Origin of the sequence: Herbaspirillum aquaticum, assembly GCF_002213425.1 — a bacterium.
In the GTDB taxonomy this organism is placed as follows: domain Bacteria; phylum Pseudomonadota; class Gammaproteobacteria; order Burkholderiales; family Burkholderiaceae_D; genus Herbaspirillum; species Herbaspirillum aquaticum.
Genome location: NZ_NJGV01000025.1, coordinates 1 through 17,055 on the forward strand (window position 1 = coordinate 1; position 17,055 = coordinate 17,055).

General features: G+C 62.7%; 16 protein-coding genes. 7 read left to right on the forward strand and 9 right to left on the reverse strand.

Annotated features, from left to right (window positions below):
- The first annotated feature begins 159 nt into the window (after positions 1-159).
- Positions 160-378 (forward strand): hypothetical protein, encoded by a 219-nt coding sequence (locus tag CEJ45_RS20800; protein ID WP_088756979.1) that lies wholly within the window; start codon positions 160-162, stop codon positions 376-378.
- Positions 379-380: 2 nt separating this feature from the next.
- Here the strand turns inward: CEJ45_RS20800 and CEJ45_RS24660 are convergent, their stop codons facing one another.
- Positions 381-626, reverse strand: coding sequence for a hypothetical protein (locus CEJ45_RS24660; protein ID WP_141107034.1), 246 nt, complete (start codon positions 624-626; stop codon positions 381-383).
- Positions 627-664: 38 nt separating this feature from the next.
- Between CEJ45_RS24660 and CEJ45_RS20805 the strand changes: the two genes are divergently transcribed.
- From CEJ45_RS20805 to xth, 3 genes are all read left to right on the forward strand, one after another.
- The gene (locus CEJ45_RS20805; protein WP_088756980.1) at positions 665-1,351 is read left to right on the forward strand and encodes an ASCH domain-containing protein; all 687 of its coding nucleotides are present in this window, start codon (positions 665-667) and stop codon (positions 1,349-1,351) included.
- Complete coding sequence (locus CEJ45_RS20810) at positions 1,348-1,557, forward strand: helix-turn-helix transcriptional regulator (protein WP_088756981.1); 210 nt, start codon at positions 1,348-1,350, stop codon at positions 1,555-1,557. Before CEJ45_RS20805 ends, CEJ45_RS20810 begins: the two co-directional genes overlap by 4 nt.
- 137 nt (positions 1,558-1,694) lie before the next feature.
- Positions 1,695-2,462 carry an exodeoxyribonuclease III gene (gene xth / locus CEJ45_RS20815; RefSeq protein WP_088756982.1) on the forward strand — a complete coding sequence of 256 codons (768 nt, stop codon included), beginning with the start codon at positions 1,695-1,697 and terminating at the stop codon, positions 2,460-2,462.
- Positions 2,463-2,542: 80 nt separating this feature from the next.
- Here the strand turns inward: xth and CEJ45_RS20820 are convergent, their stop codons facing one another.
- The 6 genes from CEJ45_RS20820 to prpB all read right to left on the reverse strand — a co-directional run bounded on the left by CEJ45_RS20820 (position 2,543) and on the right by prpB (position 8,476).
- Complete coding sequence (locus tag CEJ45_RS20820; protein ID WP_088757052.1) at positions 2,543-2,830, reverse strand: hypothetical protein; 288 nt, start codon at positions 2,828-2,830, stop codon at positions 2,543-2,545.
- Complete coding sequence (locus CEJ45_RS20825) at positions 2,830-3,333, reverse strand: arsinothricin resistance N-acetyltransferase ArsN1 family B (RefSeq protein WP_088756983.1); 504 nt, start codon at positions 3,331-3,333, stop codon at positions 2,830-2,832. Before CEJ45_RS20825 ends, CEJ45_RS20820 begins: the two co-directional genes overlap by 1 nt.
- Positions 3,334-3,445: 112 nt before the next feature.
- Positions 3,446-5,332, reverse strand: a complete 1,887-nt coding sequence (locus CEJ45_RS20830; protein ID WP_088756984.1) for a propionate--CoA ligase — start codon at positions 5,330-5,332, stop codon at positions 3,446-3,448.
- Positions 5,333-5,653: 321 nt separating this feature from the next.
- Positions 5,654-6,091 (reverse strand): hypothetical protein, encoded by a 438-nt coding sequence (locus tag CEJ45_RS20835; RefSeq protein WP_088756985.1) that lies wholly within the window; start codon positions 6,089-6,091, stop codon positions 5,654-5,656.
- Between the two features lie 263 nt (positions 6,092-6,354).
- Positions 6,355-7,509: a bifunctional 2-methylcitrate synthase/citrate synthase gene (gene prpC, locus CEJ45_RS20840; protein WP_088756986.1), complete on the reverse strand. Its 1,155-nt coding sequence runs from the start codon at positions 7,507-7,509 to the stop codon at positions 6,355-6,357.
- 76 nt (positions 7,510-7,585) lie between these two features.
- Positions 7,586-8,476 (reverse strand): methylisocitrate lyase, encoded by an 891-nt coding sequence (prpB, locus tag CEJ45_RS20845; RefSeq protein WP_088757053.1) that lies wholly within the window; start codon positions 8,474-8,476, stop codon positions 7,586-7,588.
- Between the two features lie 318 nt (positions 8,477-8,794).
- Between prpB and prpR the strand changes: the two genes are divergently transcribed.
- The 3 genes from prpR to CEJ45_RS20860 all read left to right on the forward strand — a co-directional run bounded on the left by prpR (position 8,795) and on the right by CEJ45_RS20860 (position 14,096).
- On the forward strand, positions 8,795-10,477 hold the full coding sequence (prpR, locus tag CEJ45_RS20850; protein ID WP_088756987.1) for a propionate catabolism operon regulatory protein PrpR: 1,683 nt from the start codon (positions 8,795-8,797) through the stop codon (positions 10,475-10,477).
- A gap of 242 nt (positions 10,478-10,719) precedes the next feature.
- Entirely contained in the window at positions 10,720-12,003 is a 1,284-nt protein-coding gene (locus CEJ45_RS20855; RefSeq protein WP_088756988.1) for an MFS transporter, read from the forward strand.
- A gap of 461 nt (positions 12,004-12,464) precedes the next feature.
- Positions 12,465-14,096, forward strand: a complete 1,632-nt coding sequence (locus CEJ45_RS20860; protein WP_088756989.1) for a methyl-accepting chemotaxis protein — start codon at positions 12,465-12,467, stop codon at positions 14,094-14,096.
- Positions 14,097-14,289: 193 nt separating this feature from the next.
- On the opposite strand, the gene ntrC is transcribed toward CEJ45_RS20860, so the two are convergent.
- Positions 14,290-15,789, reverse strand: a complete 1,500-nt coding sequence (gene ntrC / locus CEJ45_RS20865) for a nitrogen regulation protein NR(I) (protein WP_088756990.1) — start codon at positions 15,787-15,789, stop codon at positions 14,290-14,292.
- Between the two features lie 137 nt (positions 15,790-15,926).
- A complete protein-coding gene (glnL, locus tag CEJ45_RS20870) occupies positions 15,927-17,000 on the reverse strand; it encodes a nitrogen regulation protein NR(II) (RefSeq protein WP_034331333.1) in 1,074 nt (357 codons plus the stop codon).
- Positions 17,001-17,055: the final 55 nt, after the last annotated feature.

The following is a 17,055-nucleotide window of genomic DNA, read 5'->3' on the forward strand; positions in this document are numbered from 1 at the left end:
GCAGGATCAGGGCAGCGCTGTTCTGCTGCAAGTGAAGTCATGGATGCAGCTTAAATTCTGGCAAACGCTGTCTTGACGGATGGGTCCACTTTAGCCTCCCAATCGCCAGCAGTGGTGCAGCCTGGTGCCGTAACCGATTACGGTACCAAAGAGACAGCGGTGGCGCAGCCGGTGGCGGATGAGCGGGATGCGGAACGCTTGGAATGGGTCAGCCACGCATGGGGTGGCCAGCGCCATGACTATGCCAACCACGTGCTTTCGCGTGGTGGCGATGGCGACCTGAGCGACATCCGCACCTTCATCGACAAGCATCTGCCCGCCCGCGCCGCACTTTGCCAGCCAGCAGAAGAAGAAGAAGAAGAAGAAGGGAAATTGTGAGCCTAATCCAGACCCACCTTATTCGTTTGAATCAGCTCAAGTCCATGCTGATACGCTCGTGCAATTGCGTCAGATTCACTTTGAAACCGAATTTCACGAGTGATGTGCCTTATGCTCGGAATGATCGAACTATCTTGATCCGATTTTCTTTCAAAAATTACGCTGCTTTCCCACTCTCCATTTCCCAAATGGGTGGCCATACAGTAGAGGAGATATCCATCCTCTTCAAAAAAAGTGGTGCGCAGCATGGTCTCCCTCGATTTTCAAATCTAAAGGGCATCCTAGCATGAAAGTGCGCCCGATCCTTTTCAGCGCGCCGATGGTGCGCGCCATCCTGGGTGGTGGCAAGACGCAGACCCGGCGTATTGCAAAAAACGTGATCGATGTGCATACCCGTACCGGTGAGCCCCTCGCCGGTATCGACAGCGCAGGGCCGCGCGTGCCCTGCCCATATGGCCAGGTGGGCGACAGGCTGTGGGTGCGCGAATCATTCTGGATCGAGCACGACAGCGATTCACATGAAGGCAGTGGTGCGTTTGACTGCGGAATCGATCTGAAAACCGGCGACTGGGCGAGCGTTTGCTATTGCGCTGACCAGGATGCGGCTGGGACTTGGATTGGACCAGACCAGTATTACCACGAACGTACCTTTGTTCCCTGGGGCGAAGAAGGCTTCTTGGTGCCTGAGTTCTTCTCTAAGCGCCCGAACATCCACATGCCGCGCTGGGCATGCCGCATCCTGCTGCAAGTCACCGGCGTGCGCGTGGAGCGCCTGCAGGACATCAGCCAGGCCGACGCCTATGCCGAAGGCGCGATGTCATGGGCGCAGGAGCAGGAACCACCGATCAAAGACCTGAACGGCGGCGATGATCGCATCGCCTTCATGGCCCTATGGGAGAGCATCGAGGGTGCTGGCAGCTGGGATGCAAACCCGTGGGTATGGGTAATCGAATTTAGGAGAATCGAAGCATGACAATTATTTCCAAAGTGCCTGAGGTCAACGGCCCACTGCTGTATCGCATCAATGTAGCTGAGGCCAAGTTGGGGGTGTCGCGCGCAACGATCTATCGCTTGGCCAAAGAAGGCACCCTGGAGCTGGTCAAGATCGGCAAGCGGTCCAGTGGCATCACCGCCGCAAGCATCGCCGCCATGATCGAGAAGAACAAGGTCAGCCGCTGATGCTATAGTGGCGCCTTAGCAACACTTTGCGCGCACGTCCAAGCCTTCGAGGGTGGGTAGCTAGGTGGGTAGCTAGGCAGATTTTCCAGCTACCCATACCGCGTAAAGCCGCACCGCATAAGGACTTCGCATATACCATGAAAATCGCCACCTGGAACGTCAACTCCCTCAAGGTCCGCCTGCCGCAAGTACTGAAATGGCTGGAAGAAAACCCGGTCGACGTACTCTGCCTGCAGGAAACCAAGCTGACCGACGACAAGTTCCCCGCCGCCGAAATCGCCGCCGCCGGTTACCTGGTTGAGTTCTCGGGCCAGAAGACCTACAACGGCGTGGCCATCCTCTCGCGCCATCCGATGACCGACGTGGTCAAGAACAATCCGCTCTTCCCCGATGAACAGCAGCGCATCATCGCTGCCACCATCGAAGGCGTGCGCTATGTCTGTGCCTATATTCCCAACGGCCAGTCGCTGGAATCCGAAAAATATCCCTACAAGCTCAGCTGGCTGGCCGCCCTGCACGAATGGCTGGCCCAGGAAAAGGCGAAGAACCCGCGCCTGGCCCTCTTGGGCGACTACAACATCGCCCCCGAAGACCGCGACGTGCACGACCCGGTCGCCTGGCAAGGCCAGGTGCTGGTCTCGGAACCGGAACGCGAGGCCTTCCGCAAGCTGCAGGCCCTCGGCCTGACCGATTCCTATCGCCTTTTCGAACAACCGGAAAAGATGTACAGCTGGTGGGATTACCGCCAGATGGGCTTCCGCCTCAACCGCGGCCTGCGCATCGACCATATCCTGCTGTCCGAAGAACTGGTACCCCGCTGCACGGCCTGCGTCATCGACAAGGTCCCGCGCAAATGGGAACAACCCTCGGACCACGCACCGGTGATCGCAACCCTGGCGGACTGAGGCGCAAGCCACGCCAGCCATAAAAAAACGGCAAATGATTTATATCATTTGCCGTTTTTCATCGAACTGCGTACCAGAGACTATTCAACGCCACTTTCAGGTGGCGTTTGCTCTTTCTTGTTGCGCATGTTCTTCTCGAACTGCACATCCAGCTTGCTTACCCGCTTGGCCTTCTGCGGCCCCTGGGCATTGACGAAGCGCACGAAGTCATCCAGCTCCATGGCCTCGTTGAGCTTCTCCAGCGGCTGCCCGGCCACGCGCCGGGTCAGGATGAAACGTTCGTCGGAGGTGCGCAGCATGGAATATTCGCGCGATTCGGTGCGTTCGTTCAGGCGCTCGATGGCGCTGGCGGCTCGGGTCGATCTCATCATTGGGCCTCTTGCAGTTTGAGTTGCCAGTATCCCACGTCGATCCAGCGCCCCATCTTGTAGCCCACTTCCGTAAACACGCCGCAGTGCACGAAGCCCACGCTCTCATGCAGCGCCACGCTGGCCGGATTGGGCTGGGCAATGCCGCCGATGACCAGGTGCACGCCCAGGGGCTTCAACTGCGCAATCAATTCACGATAGAGCTGTTTGCCGATGCCGCGTCCACCGGCATCGTGGCGCAGGTAGACCGAGCTTTCCACCGAGTGCCGGTAAGCCGCGCGCGGCTTCCACTTGCTGGCATAGGCATAGCCCAGCACCTCGCCCTGCTCTTCAAAGACCAGCCAGGGGAAATCGGCCTGCACGTCGGCGATGCGTGCGGCCATGGTCTCGGCACTGACCGCTTCGGTCTCGAAGCTGATGGCGGTGGTCTGCACGTAGTGGTTGTAGATACCGCAGAGGGCGGGAGCATCGGCAGCGGTGGCCGGGCGGATGGAGGGCGACATGGGCAGGACGGAGTCGAGGAAAATCAGAAGCCCTCAGTGTAACCAAATTACGACGGGTACGGCGCCCCTGCTCCGCTGCAGGGGCGCCCTACCTCGGCGAGAGCAGCGCGAGTCAGCCCTTGATGACCGCGCGCACCTGCTCCAGCGCTGCCGGATCCTCGATGGTGGGCAGGTCGCCCGGATCGCGTCCTTCACAGATGGATTGGATGGCACGGCGCAAGAGCTTGCCCGAGCGCGTCTTGGGCAAGCCGCTGACGAAGAACACCCGCGCCGGCCGGCCCACTGCACCGATCTGCTTGTCCACCACGCCCATGATTTCGGCTTCCAGCGCGCGCCGACCCTCAGGCGTGGCAATCGCATCAGCCTGCTTGGCAATGGCGAAGGCAATCGCGACCTGTCCCTTGAGCTTGTCTTCCACACCGACCACGGCCACCTCGGAGACGTTGGGATGACTGGAGATGCTCTCCTCGATTTCGCGCGTGCCCAGGCGGTGGCCCGCTACGTTGATGACGTCGTCGGTGCGGCCCAGGATGAAGTAGTAACCATCCTGGTCCTTGATGCCCCAGTCGAAGGTCGAGTACACCTCGCGCGGCAGGCTGCGCCAGTAGGTGTTGACGAAGCGCTCATCGTCGCCATAAACGGTCTGCATGCAGCCCGGCGGCAGTGGCCCTTCGATGGCAACCACACCCTTCTCGCCCGCCGCGCAAGGCGCGCCGGTGGCCTCATCGAGAATGGCCAGGCGGTAGCCCGGCATCGGCACGCCAGGGCTGCCCAGGCGCGTGGGCTTGTCGCTGATGCCCTTGGCGATCGAGATGATGGGCCAGCCCGATTCGGTCTGCCAGTAGTTGTCGATGACCGGCACCTTCAGCGCACCCGAGATCCAGCTCGACGTGGTTTCATCCAGCGGCTCGCCGGCCAGATACAGGGCCTTGAGCGAGGACGTGTCGTAGCGCTCCATGCATTCGGCCGGCTGCTTCTTGAGCACGCGGATGGCCGTGGGCGCGGAAAACATGCGCGTCACCTTGTATTTCTCGACGATGCTCCACCAGATGCCCGCATCGGGCCGGATCGGCAGCCCCTCATAGAGCACCGTCGACATGCCCGCAATGAGCGGGCCATAGACGATATAGGAGTGGCCCACCACCCAGCCGATATCCGAAGTGCAGAAGTAGGTCTCACCCGGCTTGCCGCAGAAGATGTGCTGCATCGATGAGGCCAGCGCCACTGCATAGCCGCCCACGTCGCGCTGCACGCCCTTGGGCTTGCCGGTGGTGCCGGAGGTATAGAGCACGTAGCTGGCCTCATTCGACTCCAGCCAGGCAACCGGCACCGGCTGGTCCAGGTGCTGCTCACGCAAGGGCGCGTAGTCGACGTCGCGTTGTGCCGTGCGCGCCATCTCCGCCAGGCCACGATCCACCAGCAAGACCTTCTGCGGCTTGTGCTGCGCCAGGTTGATGGCTTCGTCCAGCAAGCCCTTGTAGGGAATCACCTTGCCGCCACGCGAACCGGCATCGGCCGAGACGATCAGGGTGGGCTGTGCATCATCGATGCGCGAGGCCAGGCTGTTGGAAGCAAAGCCGCCGAACACCACCGAATGCACCGCGCCGATGCGGGCGCAGGCCAGCATGGCGAAGACCGCTTCGGCGATCATCGGCATGTAGATCAGCACGCGGTCGCCGCGCCGCACGCCCAGGGACAGCATGCTGGCCGCCATGGCCTGCACTTCGCGATGCAGCTCGGCGAAGTCGTAGACGCGTTCGCTGTTGGTCTCGGTGGAGATGGCAATGAGTGCCGCCTGTTTGCCGCGTTCGCCCAAGTGGCGATCCACAGCATTGAAGCAGAGATTGGTGGTGCCGCCGATGAACCAGCGTGCGAAGGGCGCGCGGGAATAATCGAGGGTGCGGGTGAAGGGCTTGTCCCAATGGATGCGCTGCGCTTCTTCTGCCCAATAGGCCTCAGGCTGCTCGATGGAACGGCGGTGGAAATCTTCGTATTGCATGACGTCTCCTCATGTCTTTCGAATTGAAAACCGCTGTCGGCCTTGCACGGCGTGGCTTGCAGGCCGATGGTCGCGTGGCTCTGGAGCATGTGCAAAAAGCGTCTTTGCCATGCGTGGCCCTCATGCGACGATGAAACCAGTCTTGCACCTGAATCTTACGAGGGGCTGAATCCGTCGCTTGCGCAAGCGATCTTGGATGATTCAAATCAAGCAGGAGCGATACCGACAGCAAGACGCCATCGGCATGACAAGGGAGGAAGGAATGCGAGGTGGAAAGAACGCGCCGGCGTCAGGCCTTCACGACGGCGCGGCGCTGCAATGTCAGCGCGTGCGGCAATCGTTGGCCAGCTGCTGCCCGACCTTGGAATTGAGCAGCATGGACTTCGACGGGATCTGGATCCACACCAGGCCTTCGCCCTTGTTCTCCAGACGCACTGCACCGGTCGAGGTGCTGACCGGGTTCATCATGTAACTGCTGCCCTTCCACACCAGCGTGACGCCATCGGTTACGCGGCCATCCATGCGGATTTCGACCTTGTTGCCCATCTCGCAGCTGAAGGCACCGGTCTTGAGTTGCGTGGCCCAGCTCGGCTGTGTGGCCGCAGGCGATTGCAGCAGCTGCGGCAGCACCGGCTTGGTCTCGGTGACCGGTACGGGCGTGGATGAACAAGCGGACAGTGCAACGGCCACGGCAGCGGCCAGTGCGAAGGAAGTCAGGGGCAATGCGGAAAGACGGCGGGAAACGATGGCAGCAATCATCGGATGATCCATGGAGAGTCAGGGGGTGGACGCGGGGGCGGAAAAGATCCGACCGCATCTTAGCAAGTTATTGCACCTGACTCGACCACATGTAACGCTTGTTACAAATCTGCCTGCGCACTGCCATTGTCCCCGGGGAATGGGGCGGCCGACACGCGCCAGCCGCCGCTTCCTTCTTCTTGCTGCGCCCTCTCCCTCTCTTGCCCCTCATGCCCGCGCCATCGCGCCATCGGCTCATGACGCAACTGCGCGGGCGCTTGCTCTTACTTGCGCTTGCCGATCGGCACGAACTTCAGGTCTTCCGGGCCCACGTAGTTGGCCGAGGGACGGATGATCTTGTTGTCGATGCGCTGTTCGATGATGTGCGCAGCCCAGCCCGAGGTACGGGCGATGACGAACAGCGGCGTGAACATCGCCGTCGGCACACCCATCATGTGGTAGGACACGGCCGAGAACCAATCCAGGTTGGGGAACATCTTCTTGATGTCCCACATGACCGTTTCCAGGCGTTCGGCGATGTCGAACATCTTGGTCGAGCCGGCTTCCTTGGAGAGCTTGCGCGCCACTTCCTTGATGACCTTGTTGCGCGGGTCGGAGATGGTGTAGACCGGGTGGCCGAAACCGATCACCACTTCCTTGTTCTCGACGCGGCGGCGGATATCGGCTTCGGCTTCGTCGGGGTTGTCGTAGCGCTTCTGGATCTCGAAGGCCACTTCATTGGCACCGCCGTGCTTGGGGCCGCGCAGTGCGCCGATGGCGCCGGTGATGGCCGAATACATGTCCGATCCGGTACCGGCAATGACGCGGCCGGTGAAGGTGGAGGCGTTGAATTCGTGTTCCGCGTACAGGATCAGCGAGGTATGCATGGCCTTCTCCCAGGCCTCGGAAGGTTTCTCACCGTGCAGCAGGTGCAGGAAGTGCGCGCCGATGGAATCATCATCGGTCTCGACCTCGATGCGGTTGCCGTTGTGGCTGTAGTGGTACCAGTACAGCAGCATGGAACCGAGCGACGCCATCAGGCGGTCGGCGATGTCGCGCGCACCGGGTGTGTTGTGGTCATCCTTCTCGGGCAAGACGCAACCCAGCGCGGAGACGCCGGTGCGCATCACGTCCATCGGATGCGAGGCTGCAGGCAGCCATTCCAGCGCCGCCTTGACGTTGGCCGGCAGGCCGCGCAGGGCCTTGAGCTTGGCCTTGTACGCGCGCAGTTCGGCGGCGGTGGGCAGCTTGCCATGCACCAGCAGGTGGGCGATTTCCTCGAACTCGCAGCTGTCGGCCACATCCAGGATGTCGTAGCCGCGATAGTGCAGGTCATTGCCGGTCTTGCCGACGGTGCACAGGGCGGTGTTGCCGGCGGTCACGCCGGAGAGGGCAACGGATTTCTTGGGCTTGAAACCGGGGGTTTGCTGATCGCTCATCGTGTTCTCCTCGTAGTCTGTATTAGGTCAAAGCTAATTATCGGAAGCGGGTATTCAGTTTTGCGTTGATGTCGTCTTACTTGTTCTTCTGCTGTGCAAACAGCGCATCCAGACGCTGCTCGTAGCTGTGGTAATCGATGCGGTCGTACAGTTCCATGCGGGTCTGCATGGTGTCGACCACGTTCTTCTGGGTGCCGTCGCGGCGGATCGCCTGGTAGACGTTTTCGGCCGCCTTGTTCATGGCGCGGAAGGCCGAGAGCGGATAGAGCACCAGGCCCACATCGGCACCCTTCAGTTCGTCGACGGTAAACAGCGGAGTGGAGCCGAACTCGGTGATGTTGGCCAGGATCGGCACCTTCACCGCATTGGCGAACTGCTTGTACATGGCCAGGTCGGTGATGGCTTCCGGGAAGATCATGTCGGCACCGGCCTCCACGCAGGCCACGGCGCGCTCGATGGCGGCGTCCAGTCCTTCGACGGCCAGTGCATCGGTGCGCGCCATGATCACGAAGTTCTCATCGGTGCGGGCATCGACGGCGGCCTTGATGCGGTCCACCATTTCCTGCTTGCTGACGATTTCCTTGTTGGGACGATGACCGCAGCGCTTGGCGCCGACCTGGTCTTCGATGTGCATGGCGGCCGCGCCGAACTTGATCATGGACTTGACCGTGCGCGCCACGTTGAAGGCCGAGGCACCAAAGCCGGTATCGACGTCCACCAGCAGCGGCAGGTCGCAGACGTCGGTGATGCGGCGCACGTCAGTGAGCACGTCATCCAGGTTGGAGATGCCCAGGTCGGGCAGGCCAAGCGAACCCGCGGCCACGCCGCCGCCGGACAGGTAGATCGCGCGGAAGCCGGCCCGCTTGGCCAGCAGGGCGTGATTGGCGTTGATGGCGCCGATGACTTGCAAGGGGGATTCTTCCTGAACGGCCTGGCGGAACGCTGCGCCTGCGGAGTGGAGAGCCATGGTGGACACCTTCTCGATGAGGTTGGAATGCTGGAAAGTCGGATGGTCTGGCTGCGACCGGGCGGGAAACACAGCACCCGCCCTGCGACACATGCGTTCATCATTGCAACGGCCGTGCCATCGCAGTGCAGCATTGCTTGGCGCAAGGCCTGAAGAAACCTTCATATCGCCTGGAACCGCCGTGGGACAAGGCTTGCAGGCTGCCCTTCCGATGCCCTTGACAGAGGTGCTGCACCTCTTCCCCCTTGATGTACCGCAACCGGGGGCGTTTCATCAGTGTTACATTAACGTTTCACTGAAACGCCGCAAACACCTGTCATGAAACGCCCTGCCCCCGCTGACCGCCTGGCCGACAAACCCGTGATCTGGACCGTATCCATGTCGCGGCTCTCGGAACTCTTCCGCGACATCACGCTGGAGTTCGACGGCGTGGCTGATATCGAGCCCATTCATCTCGGCTTCGACGAGGCCGTGCGCGCCATTCGCGAGCGCCTGGCCAGCGAGCGCTGCGATGTGGTGATCTCGGCCGGCTCCAACGGCGCTTACCTCAAGAGCCGCCTGCCGGTCCCGGTGGTGGTGGCGCGCGCCAGCGGCTTCGACGTGATGCAGGCGCTGGCCCGCGCCCGCCAGATCAGCGCGCGCATCGGGCTGGTCACCTACCAGGAGGCGATGCCGGCCCTGGCCGAGTTCCAGCAGATGTTCGGGCTGGACATTGCCCAGCGCACCTACGCCACCGAGGAAGATGCGCGTGCCGTGGTGCAGGAACTGAAAGCCGGCGGCGTGCAGGCGGTGGTCGGGGCGGGCCTCATCACCGACCTGGCCGAGGAAGCGGGGATGCAGGGCATCTTCCTCTACTCCTCGGCCACGGTGCGCCAGGCCTTTGAAGATGCGCTGGAACTGGCGCGCCTGACGCAGCTGGAAAGCACACGCGGCCCCAGCCTGCCCGTGGCCGACAGCCTGCGCGCACGGCATCACCTGAAGGACTTGCGCGGCGATTCGGAGGTCATGGAAACGGTGCGCCAGTCCATCACCCTCTTTGCGCGCTCGCCGGCCAACGTGCTGATCCAGGGCGAGACCGGCACCGGCAAGGAACTGGCGGCGCAAGCCATCCATCGCGCCCATCCGCGCATGCAGGGCAAGACCCAGGCAGCCCACCCCTTCGTGGCCATCAATTGCGGCGCGCTGGCTGAATCGCTGCTCGAATCCGAACTGTTCGGTTATGAGGAAGGCGCATTCACCGGCTCGCGCCGTGGCGGACGCGCCGGTGTCTTTGAAGCGGCGCATCGCGGCACGCTGCTGCTCGATGAAATCGGCGAGATGCCGCTGCCGCTGCAGACACGCCTGCTGCGCGTGCTGGAAGAGCGCGAGGTCGTGCGCGTGGGCGGCACGCGGCCCATTGCGGTCCAAGTGCGCATCATCAGCGCCACTCACTGCGACCTGGAAGCGCGGGTGCGTGATGGCCGTTTTCGCGCGGACCTGTATTACCGGCTCAGCGTACTGCGTTTGCAGTTGCCGCCCTTGCGGGCGCGCCGCGAGGATATTGCCGCGCTGGCCGAATGGCATCTCAAGCATGCGCTGGCCGCACTGGATGCGCGTCCGCATGCCAACCTGGGCGCGGAGCTCCTGCGCTGCGCGCCGCTGCTGGGCGCCTATGACTGGCCGGGCAACGTGCGCGAGCTGCGCAACCTGATGGAGAGGCTGGCCCTGTTCCTGGCCGCAGAACCATTGCAGGCGCTCACCCCCGCGCTGATCCAGCGGGTGGCGCCGGAGCTGGCGGGGATGGCTGGAATGGCGCAGCCGCTGCTGTCGAGCGCGGCAGAAATGGTGGCACCGCATGCGCTGACCTCTCCCGACATCGCCCCCGACGCTGACGCCATTGAAGCCGCACTGCGTCGCTTCCGAGGCAACCGCGCCGCTGCGGCGCGCCATCTCGGGATCAGCCGCACCACCCTCTGGCGCAAGCTCAAGGAAGCCGAAGCGCAGCCGAAAGCCCAGGCGTGAGTCTGCATGCACGGGAAACGAGAAAATGATTTCGCAAAACCAGCTGTGCGTCCTGCCTCCTGATAATCCCCCGCACTGCGCCTTGACAGTGCCGCATCGCGCCGCCTATCCTCGCCCGCTGTAACGGCCCCGGCCGTCACAGGGAGCCCACAACCAACCATACACAGCCAGGCAGCCTCCTGCCCCGCCAGGGTCAGAACGGCGTGCTGCTCCTCCATCCACGTATCCATCAGGGAGTCTCCATGACCAGCAACACCACGGCGCCAGGCGCCGGCACCACGCATCCGCAGGCGCGGCGTGCGATCATCTCGTCCTCCATCGGCAATGCGCTCGAATGGTTCGACATCCTCATCTATGGCGCCTTTGCCGTCGTCATCGCCAAGCAGTTCTTCCCCACGGGCGACGACAGCGTCTCGCTGCTGCTGACCTTTGCCACCTTCGGCGTGTCCTTCTTCATGCGTCCGCTGGGCGCGGTGGTGCTGGGCGCCTACTCCGACCGTGCAGGCCGCAAGGCGGCGCTGATGCTGTCCATCATGCTCATGACCATCGGCACGGCCATGATCGCCTTCATGCCCAGCTATGCCAGCATCGGCCTGCTGGCACCGGCCGGCATCGCGCTGGGCAAGATGATCCAGGGCTTCTCCGCCGGTGGCGAATTCGGCAGCTCCACCGCCTTCCTGGTGGAACACGCCCCGCATCGCCGTGGTTTCTTCTCCAGCTGGCAGGTGGCCAGCCAGGGCATCAGCCTGCTGCTGGCGGCCATCTTCGGCGCCGTGCTCAACAACATGCTCACCCCCGAGCAACTGGCCTCCTGGGGCTGGCGCGTGCCCTTCATCTTCGGTTTGCTGATCGCACCGGCCGGTATCTACATTCGCCGCCACCTGGATGAAGCGCCCGAGTTCAAGGAATCGAGCGAAAAGACCGATGCGCCGCTGCGCGATACTTTCGCACACCAGAAGATGCGCCTCTTGATCGGTGCCGGCAGCGTCATCATGGCCACCGTCTCGGTGTACCTGTCGCTGTACATCCCGACCTATGCGGTCAAGCAGCTGGGCCTGCCAGCCTGGTCCTCGTTTGCCGCCATGTCGGTGGCCGGCCTGATCATGTTCATCGGCTCGCCGCTGGTGGGCGCCCTGTCCGACAAGATCGGCCGCACGCCCTTCATGATCAGCAGCAGCGCGCTCTACATCGTGCTGACCTATCCGATGTTCGTGTTCCTGACCAACTCGCCGGGTTTCCTGCAACTGCTGTTGCTGCAGACCGTCATCGGCGTGCTCATGACCATGTATTTCGCCTCCATGCCAGCCCTGCTGGCCGACATCTTCCCGGTGGCCACGCGCGGCACCGGCATGTCGCTGGCCTATAACATCGCCGTGACCATCTTCGGCGGCTTCGCCGGCCTGATCATCACCTGGCTGATCGACTTCACCGGCAACAAGCTGTCGGTGAGCTACTTCGTCATCTTCGGCGCGGTACTGAGCCTGATCGCCACGCTGGCGGCGCGTTTCGTGCTGCGCCTGCGCTGACCGGAAACAGCCCGGTGCCACAAATCAAAATGATATAAATCATTTACTGCTGTTGAACGGATCGAGTGTCGCTGCGACAGCGACTCCCGCTCCGTCCGTGGCACACCCGCCCGATGGCCAGGATCCCGCGATCCTGGCCATTTTTCTTGATGAAATCCTCATTGCCTGCGCACGAGGCAATTTGTCAGCTTTGATCGATATGCTGTGCACTTCGATCAACTTGTTGCCAATGTATGTTTATGCTTTGACATGCATAATTTGAATAGTGTTTCTGTTTGGCCTCATCCCGTCAAATTCATCTTGAATTTGGGCAAGACTGCCATTACAGTTCAAGGCGCTTCCCCCGGAGCTCATCCTGACGGCCTTGCCGCTCTCCCTTGCAGGCCTTGCGCCTGCGCCGGAATCATCATCCACCCTTTGTCTGCCGTCCGTGGCGGCAGGCCAGCCCCCAGAGGGACATCGTGAATTTCAGACAGACCAAAGTTGCCACCCAGCTTATGTTGGGTTTTTCCGTTTTGATCCTCTTCATGGCCGTGCTTGGTGCAGCGGCCTGGTACGGACTCAATACCGTCGAAGCACAGCTCAGCGAAGTGCAGACCAACCTGATGCCCAGCGTGGCCACGGCCAAGACCATGCAGGCCGAGATCCGCGCCTTCAACCTGGCCCAATATCGCGCGCTCACGGCCAATGATGCGCAACGCATGCAGGACGCCCGCACGCGCCTGACTGCCTCGCTGGGGCGCTACACCAGTGCCGCCGATCAGTATCGTCCGCTCATCCATACGTCCGAGGAGCGAGCCGCCTACGACGAACTGCAAGCCCTGCTGCCGAAGTACCTGGCCGTGAGCCAGCAGATGCTGGCCGCACTGGAGCAAGGCCGGCAGGAGCAGGCGGTGGACATCATGAAAGATCAACTCTTCCCGCTGCGCGCGGCGATGGAAGTGCAGATCCAGCGTCTCATCACCGTCAACGAAAAGGGCGTCGCCGAAGCCGCCACCAACGCGCGCGACGCCTATGCCAGCAGCCGCATGCTGATCATCGGCCTGACCCTGGCGTCGGCGCTGATCGGCCTGCTGATCGCGCTGCTGATCAGCCGCCGCCTCACGCGCCAGCTGGGTGGCGAGCCGGCCGAAGCGATGTGGCTGTCGGCCCAGATCGCCGCCGGCAACCTGACCGCGCAACTGCAACTGCGCAAGGATGACCGCGCCAGCCTGATGCATTCGCTCATGACCATGCGCGAACAGCTGGCCGGCCTGGTCGGCCAGATCCAGCAGGCCAGCGGCGCCATCCACGTGGCTGCACGCGAAATCGCCCAGGGCAATACCGATCTCTCGCAGCGCACCGAAGAACAGGCCGCCTCGCTGGAGGAAACTGCCTCCAGCATGGAACAACTGACCAGCACCGTGCAGCAGAATACCGACCACGCCCGCAAGGCCAGCCACGTCGCCAGTGCCGGTGCCGATGTGGCCCGCCGTGGTGAAACGGAAATCGCGCAAGTGGTCAGCACCATGCGCGAGATCGCCGTCAGCTCGCACCAGATGTCGGACATCATCACTGTCATCGAAGGCATCGCCTTCCAGACCAATATCCTGGCCCTCAATGCCGCCGTGGAAGCGGCACGCGCCGGCGAGAACGGTCGCGGTTTCGCCGTGGTAGCCACCGAAGTGCGCGCGCTGGCCCAGCGCAGCGCCGGTGCCGCCAAGGAAATCAAGGGACTCATCGAAGGTTCGGTCAGCCGCATCCGGAGCGGCACGACACTGGTGGAAACGGCCGGTGGCACCATCGCCGAAGTCATGCGCGCCTCGGTCGATACCACCCGCATCATCAGCGACATCGCGCATGCCTCGGAAGAGCAAAGCGCCGGCATCACGCAGATCAACGCAGCCATCCTGCAGATGGACCAGGTCACGCAGCAGAACGCCGCGTTGGTGGAACAGGCCGCCGCTGCCGCCCAGGCCATGATGCAGCAGGCCGAACAATTGACGGCGGCGGCATCGGTGTTCCACATCGATGCGCAGCTCCTGCATGCCGCACCGCTCATGCCCGCCCTGGGCACGAATGGCCAGCCGCCCATGCCGCGCCTTGCCATGTGAACGCGCCCTCTTGCTGAATCAGCCAAATGATTTAAATTTTATAAATCGTTTATCGGCAGCAGCAATAAAAATGGCCTGGATCTCGCGATCCAGGCCATTTCCTTTTTTGTGGCCGCCGCCTCTTCCCCTTGCTGATCCTGCCCACGCGGCGGCTCGCGGGCAGGCCTCCCCTGCTTGATGGTGTCGCTGCGCGTCAGTCGTCTTCCGCGCCGCCGATGCCCAGTTCCTGGATCTTGCGGGTGATGGTGTTGCGACCGATGCCCAGGCGCACGGCAGCATCGTTCTTGCGGCCGTGGGTGTGTTTCAGGGCGATCTTGATGAGCGCCGCTTCGAACTGGCGACCAAGGATGTCCATCACCTCGGGCTGTTCGGAGGCCAGCATCTGCGCGGCCTCCACTTCCAGCAGCGAGATCCAGTTGCCGGCCGCCGCTTCGGCGGGTGCGGCAGCAGCCGCCGGATCGGCATACGCCACCGGGGCGGCCACGGCAGCCGCCGAGGCGGGCGCGGAGACGGTCTGCGCCGGTTGCGGTGCATGCACGCGTTCTTCCACCAGGTCCTGCGGCAGGTCCTTGATCTCGACCGTCTGGCCCGGGGCCATCACGGTGATCCAGTTGCACAGGTTTTCCAGCTGGCGCACGTTGCCGGGGAACTCCAGTTGCGACAGGAACTGCATGGCCTGCGGCGACAGGCGCTTGGCTTCCACGCCCAGCTGGCGCGCGCTCTGCGCCAGGAAGTAGCGGGCCAGGATGGGAATGTCTTCGCTGCGTTCGCGCAGGCTGGGCAGGCGCAGGCGGATCACGTTCAGGCGATGGTACAAGTCCTCGCGGAACAAACCTTCACGTACACGCTGCTCCAGGTTCTGGTGGGTGGCCGCAATGACGCGAACGTTGGCCTTCAGCGATTGATGGCCGCCCACGCGATAGAAGTGACCGTCGGAGAGCACCCGCAACAGGCGCGTCTGCAGGTCCAGCGGCATGTCGCCGATTTCATCGAGGAACAGCGTGCCGCCTTCGGCCTGCTCGAAACGGCCACGGCGCATGGCTTGCGCGCCGGTGAAAGCGCCGCGTTCATGGCCGAACAGTTCGGATTCCAGCAGGTCCTTGGGGATGGCTGCGGTATTGAGCGCCACGAAAGGCTGGCTGGCGCGCGGGCTGTGCTTGTGCAGGGCACGCGCCACCAGCTCCTTGCCGGAACCGGATTCACCGGTGATGAGCACCGTGACATTGGATTGAGACAGGCGGCCGATGGCGCGGAACACGTCCTGCATGGCCGGGGCTTGCCCGAGGATTTCGGGGGTCTGGGCAGCGCCCTGTTCGATGTCGGTTTCGCGCAGGCTCTCGTCGAGCGCGCGGCGGATCAGTTCGACCGCCTTGTCGACGTCAAAAGGCTTGGCCAGGTATTCGAAGGCGCCACCCTGGAAGGCGGAGACCGCCGAATCCAGGTCCGAGAAAGCGGTGATGATGATCACCGGGATGCCGGGGTGCTTGGCCTTGATGGTCTGCAGCAGTTCCAGGCCGGAGGCGCCTGGCATGCGGATGTCGGACACCAGCACTTGCGGCGTGCCGTTCTGCAGGGCTGCCATCGCATCGCGTGCGCTGGAAAAACTCTGCGTGGCGAGATTTTCTCGGGCCAGGGCTTTTTCGAGCACCCAGCGTATCGATTCGTCGTCGTCAACAATCCAGATTGGCTTCATAAATAACTTCTTCCTGCGTTGGTCATGCTGTTAATGCTCCCGCGATCCACGGCGCTTCTGGCGCCCTGTCCGCAGCCCCCTTGGTGGACCGGATGCCCGGCATCCACTCGGCTTTGGCGCGCCGCCTGCGGCCATGCTCACGGCAGCGGTATAAGTATTCTGAAATCGGTACAACCGGGCCGGCTGTCGCATTCGATGACACCCATGTGCTGATGCACGAAGGTTTGCGCCAGGGTCAGCCCCAGTCCGCTGCCTCCCTCGCGCCCCGACACCAGCGGATAGAAGATTCTTTCCTGGATGTCGGGAGGAATGCCCGGACCGTTATCGATGATATGCAAGTCTAGTGCCAGCCGGTATCTGACCTTGGATAGCGTCACCTGGCGCGACACGCGCGTGCGCAGGATCAGCTCGCCATCCCCGGCGCGGATGCGGTCGGCCAGTGCTTGTGCAGCGTTGTGCACGATGTTCAATACGGCCTGGATCAGCTGTTCCTTGTCGCCACGGAATTCGGGGATCGACAAGTCATAGTCGCGCTTGATGGTGAGCCCCTGCGGGAATTCGGCCATCACCAGGCTGCGCACGCGTTCGCAGACTTCGTGGATGTTGACGTCGCCGACGATGTGCGGATGGCGGTGCGGGGCCAGCAGGCGGTCCACCAGGGTCTGCAGGCGATCGGCTTCCTTGATGATGACCTGGGTGTATTCGCGCAATTCCTTCAAGTGCCGCTCTGGCAGTTCCAGCTCCAGCAGCTGGGCTGCGCCGCGGATGCCGCCCAGCGGATTCTTGATCTCGTGGGCCAGGTTGCGGATCAGTTCCTTGTTGGCCTGGCTCTGGTCGAACATGCGCTCTTCACGGTCCAGCTTGAGTTGCTGGACGTTCTCGCGCAGCTCCAGCAGCACCGGCCAGTCGGTGCTGTCCAGGGGCGTGACGATGGTGTGGACCTGCAGCGGCTCGCGGTTGGCGCGTTCCAGTACCAGGTCCAGGCGCTTGTCGGCGAACTGGTGCTCGATGGCCTGGTAGAACAGCGCGGTCAGCTCCTTGCCATTGAGGAAGAGCTCCGAGAGCTTCTGTTGCGAGAGCACCTTGAAGGAACTCTCCAGCAGGTTCTCGGCGGCGGCATTGGCGTAGACGATGCCGCCATTGGCATCGAGGATGATGACGGCCGAAGCCAGCAGGTCGAGGCCATCGAGGGATGGAAGCGGTGTCTTCATGGGAGGATTCTTGATGCCTGGGGTCATGTCGTCTCGTGCCGGTCTGGCTGACTCT

Excerpts from the sequence above, each read along its gene's own strand:
- CEJ45_RS24660 (WP_141107034.1), bottom strand. The coding sequence starts at position 626 with ATGCTGCGCACCACTTTTTTTGAAGAGGATGGATATCTCCTCTACTGT.
- CEJ45_RS20805 (WP_088756980.1), top strand. The coding sequence starts at position 665 with ATGAAAGTGCGCCCGATCCTTTTCAGCGCGCCGATGGTGCGCGCCATC.
- CEJ45_RS20810 (WP_088756981.1), top strand. The coding sequence starts at position 1,348 with ATGACAATTATTTCCAAAGTGCCTGAGGTCAACGGCCCACTGCTGTAT.
- xth (WP_088756982.1), top strand. The coding sequence starts at position 1,695 with ATGAAAATCGCCACCTGGAACGTCAACTCCCTCAAGGTCCGCCTGCCG.
- CEJ45_RS20820 (WP_088757052.1), bottom strand. The coding sequence starts at position 2,830 with ATGAGATCGACCCGAGCCGCCAGCGCCATCGAGCGCCTGAACGAACGC.
- CEJ45_RS20825 (WP_088756983.1), bottom strand. The coding sequence starts at position 3,333 with ATGTCGCCCTCCATCCGCCCGGCCACCGCTGCCGATGCTCCCGCCCTC.
- CEJ45_RS20830 (WP_088756984.1), bottom strand. The coding sequence starts at position 5,332 with ATGCAATACGAAGATTTCCACCGCCGTTCCATCGAGCAGCCTGAGGCC.
- CEJ45_RS20835 (WP_088756985.1), bottom strand. The coding sequence starts at position 6,091 with ATGATTGCTGCCATCGTTTCCCGCCGTCTTTCCGCATTGCCCCTGACT.
- prpC (WP_088756986.1), bottom strand. The coding sequence starts at position 7,509 with ATGAGCGATCAGCAAACCCCCGGTTTCAAGCCCAAGAAATCCGTTGCC.
- prpB (WP_088757053.1), bottom strand. The coding sequence starts at position 8,476 with ATGGCTCTCCACTCCGCAGGCGCAGCGTTCCGCCAGGCCGTTCAGGAA.
- prpR (WP_088756987.1), top strand. The coding sequence starts at position 8,795 with ATGAAACGCCCTGCCCCCGCTGACCGCCTGGCCGACAAACCCGTGATC.
- CEJ45_RS20855 (WP_088756988.1), top strand. The coding sequence starts at position 10,720 with ATGACCAGCAACACCACGGCGCCAGGCGCCGGCACCACGCATCCGCAG.
- ntrC (WP_088756990.1), bottom strand. The coding sequence starts at position 15,789 with ATGAAGCCAATCTGGATTGTTGACGACGACGAATCGATACGCTGGGTG.
- glnL (WP_034331333.1), bottom strand. The coding sequence starts at position 17,000 with ATGAAGACACCGCTTCCATCCCTCGATGGCCTCGACCTGCTGGCTTCG.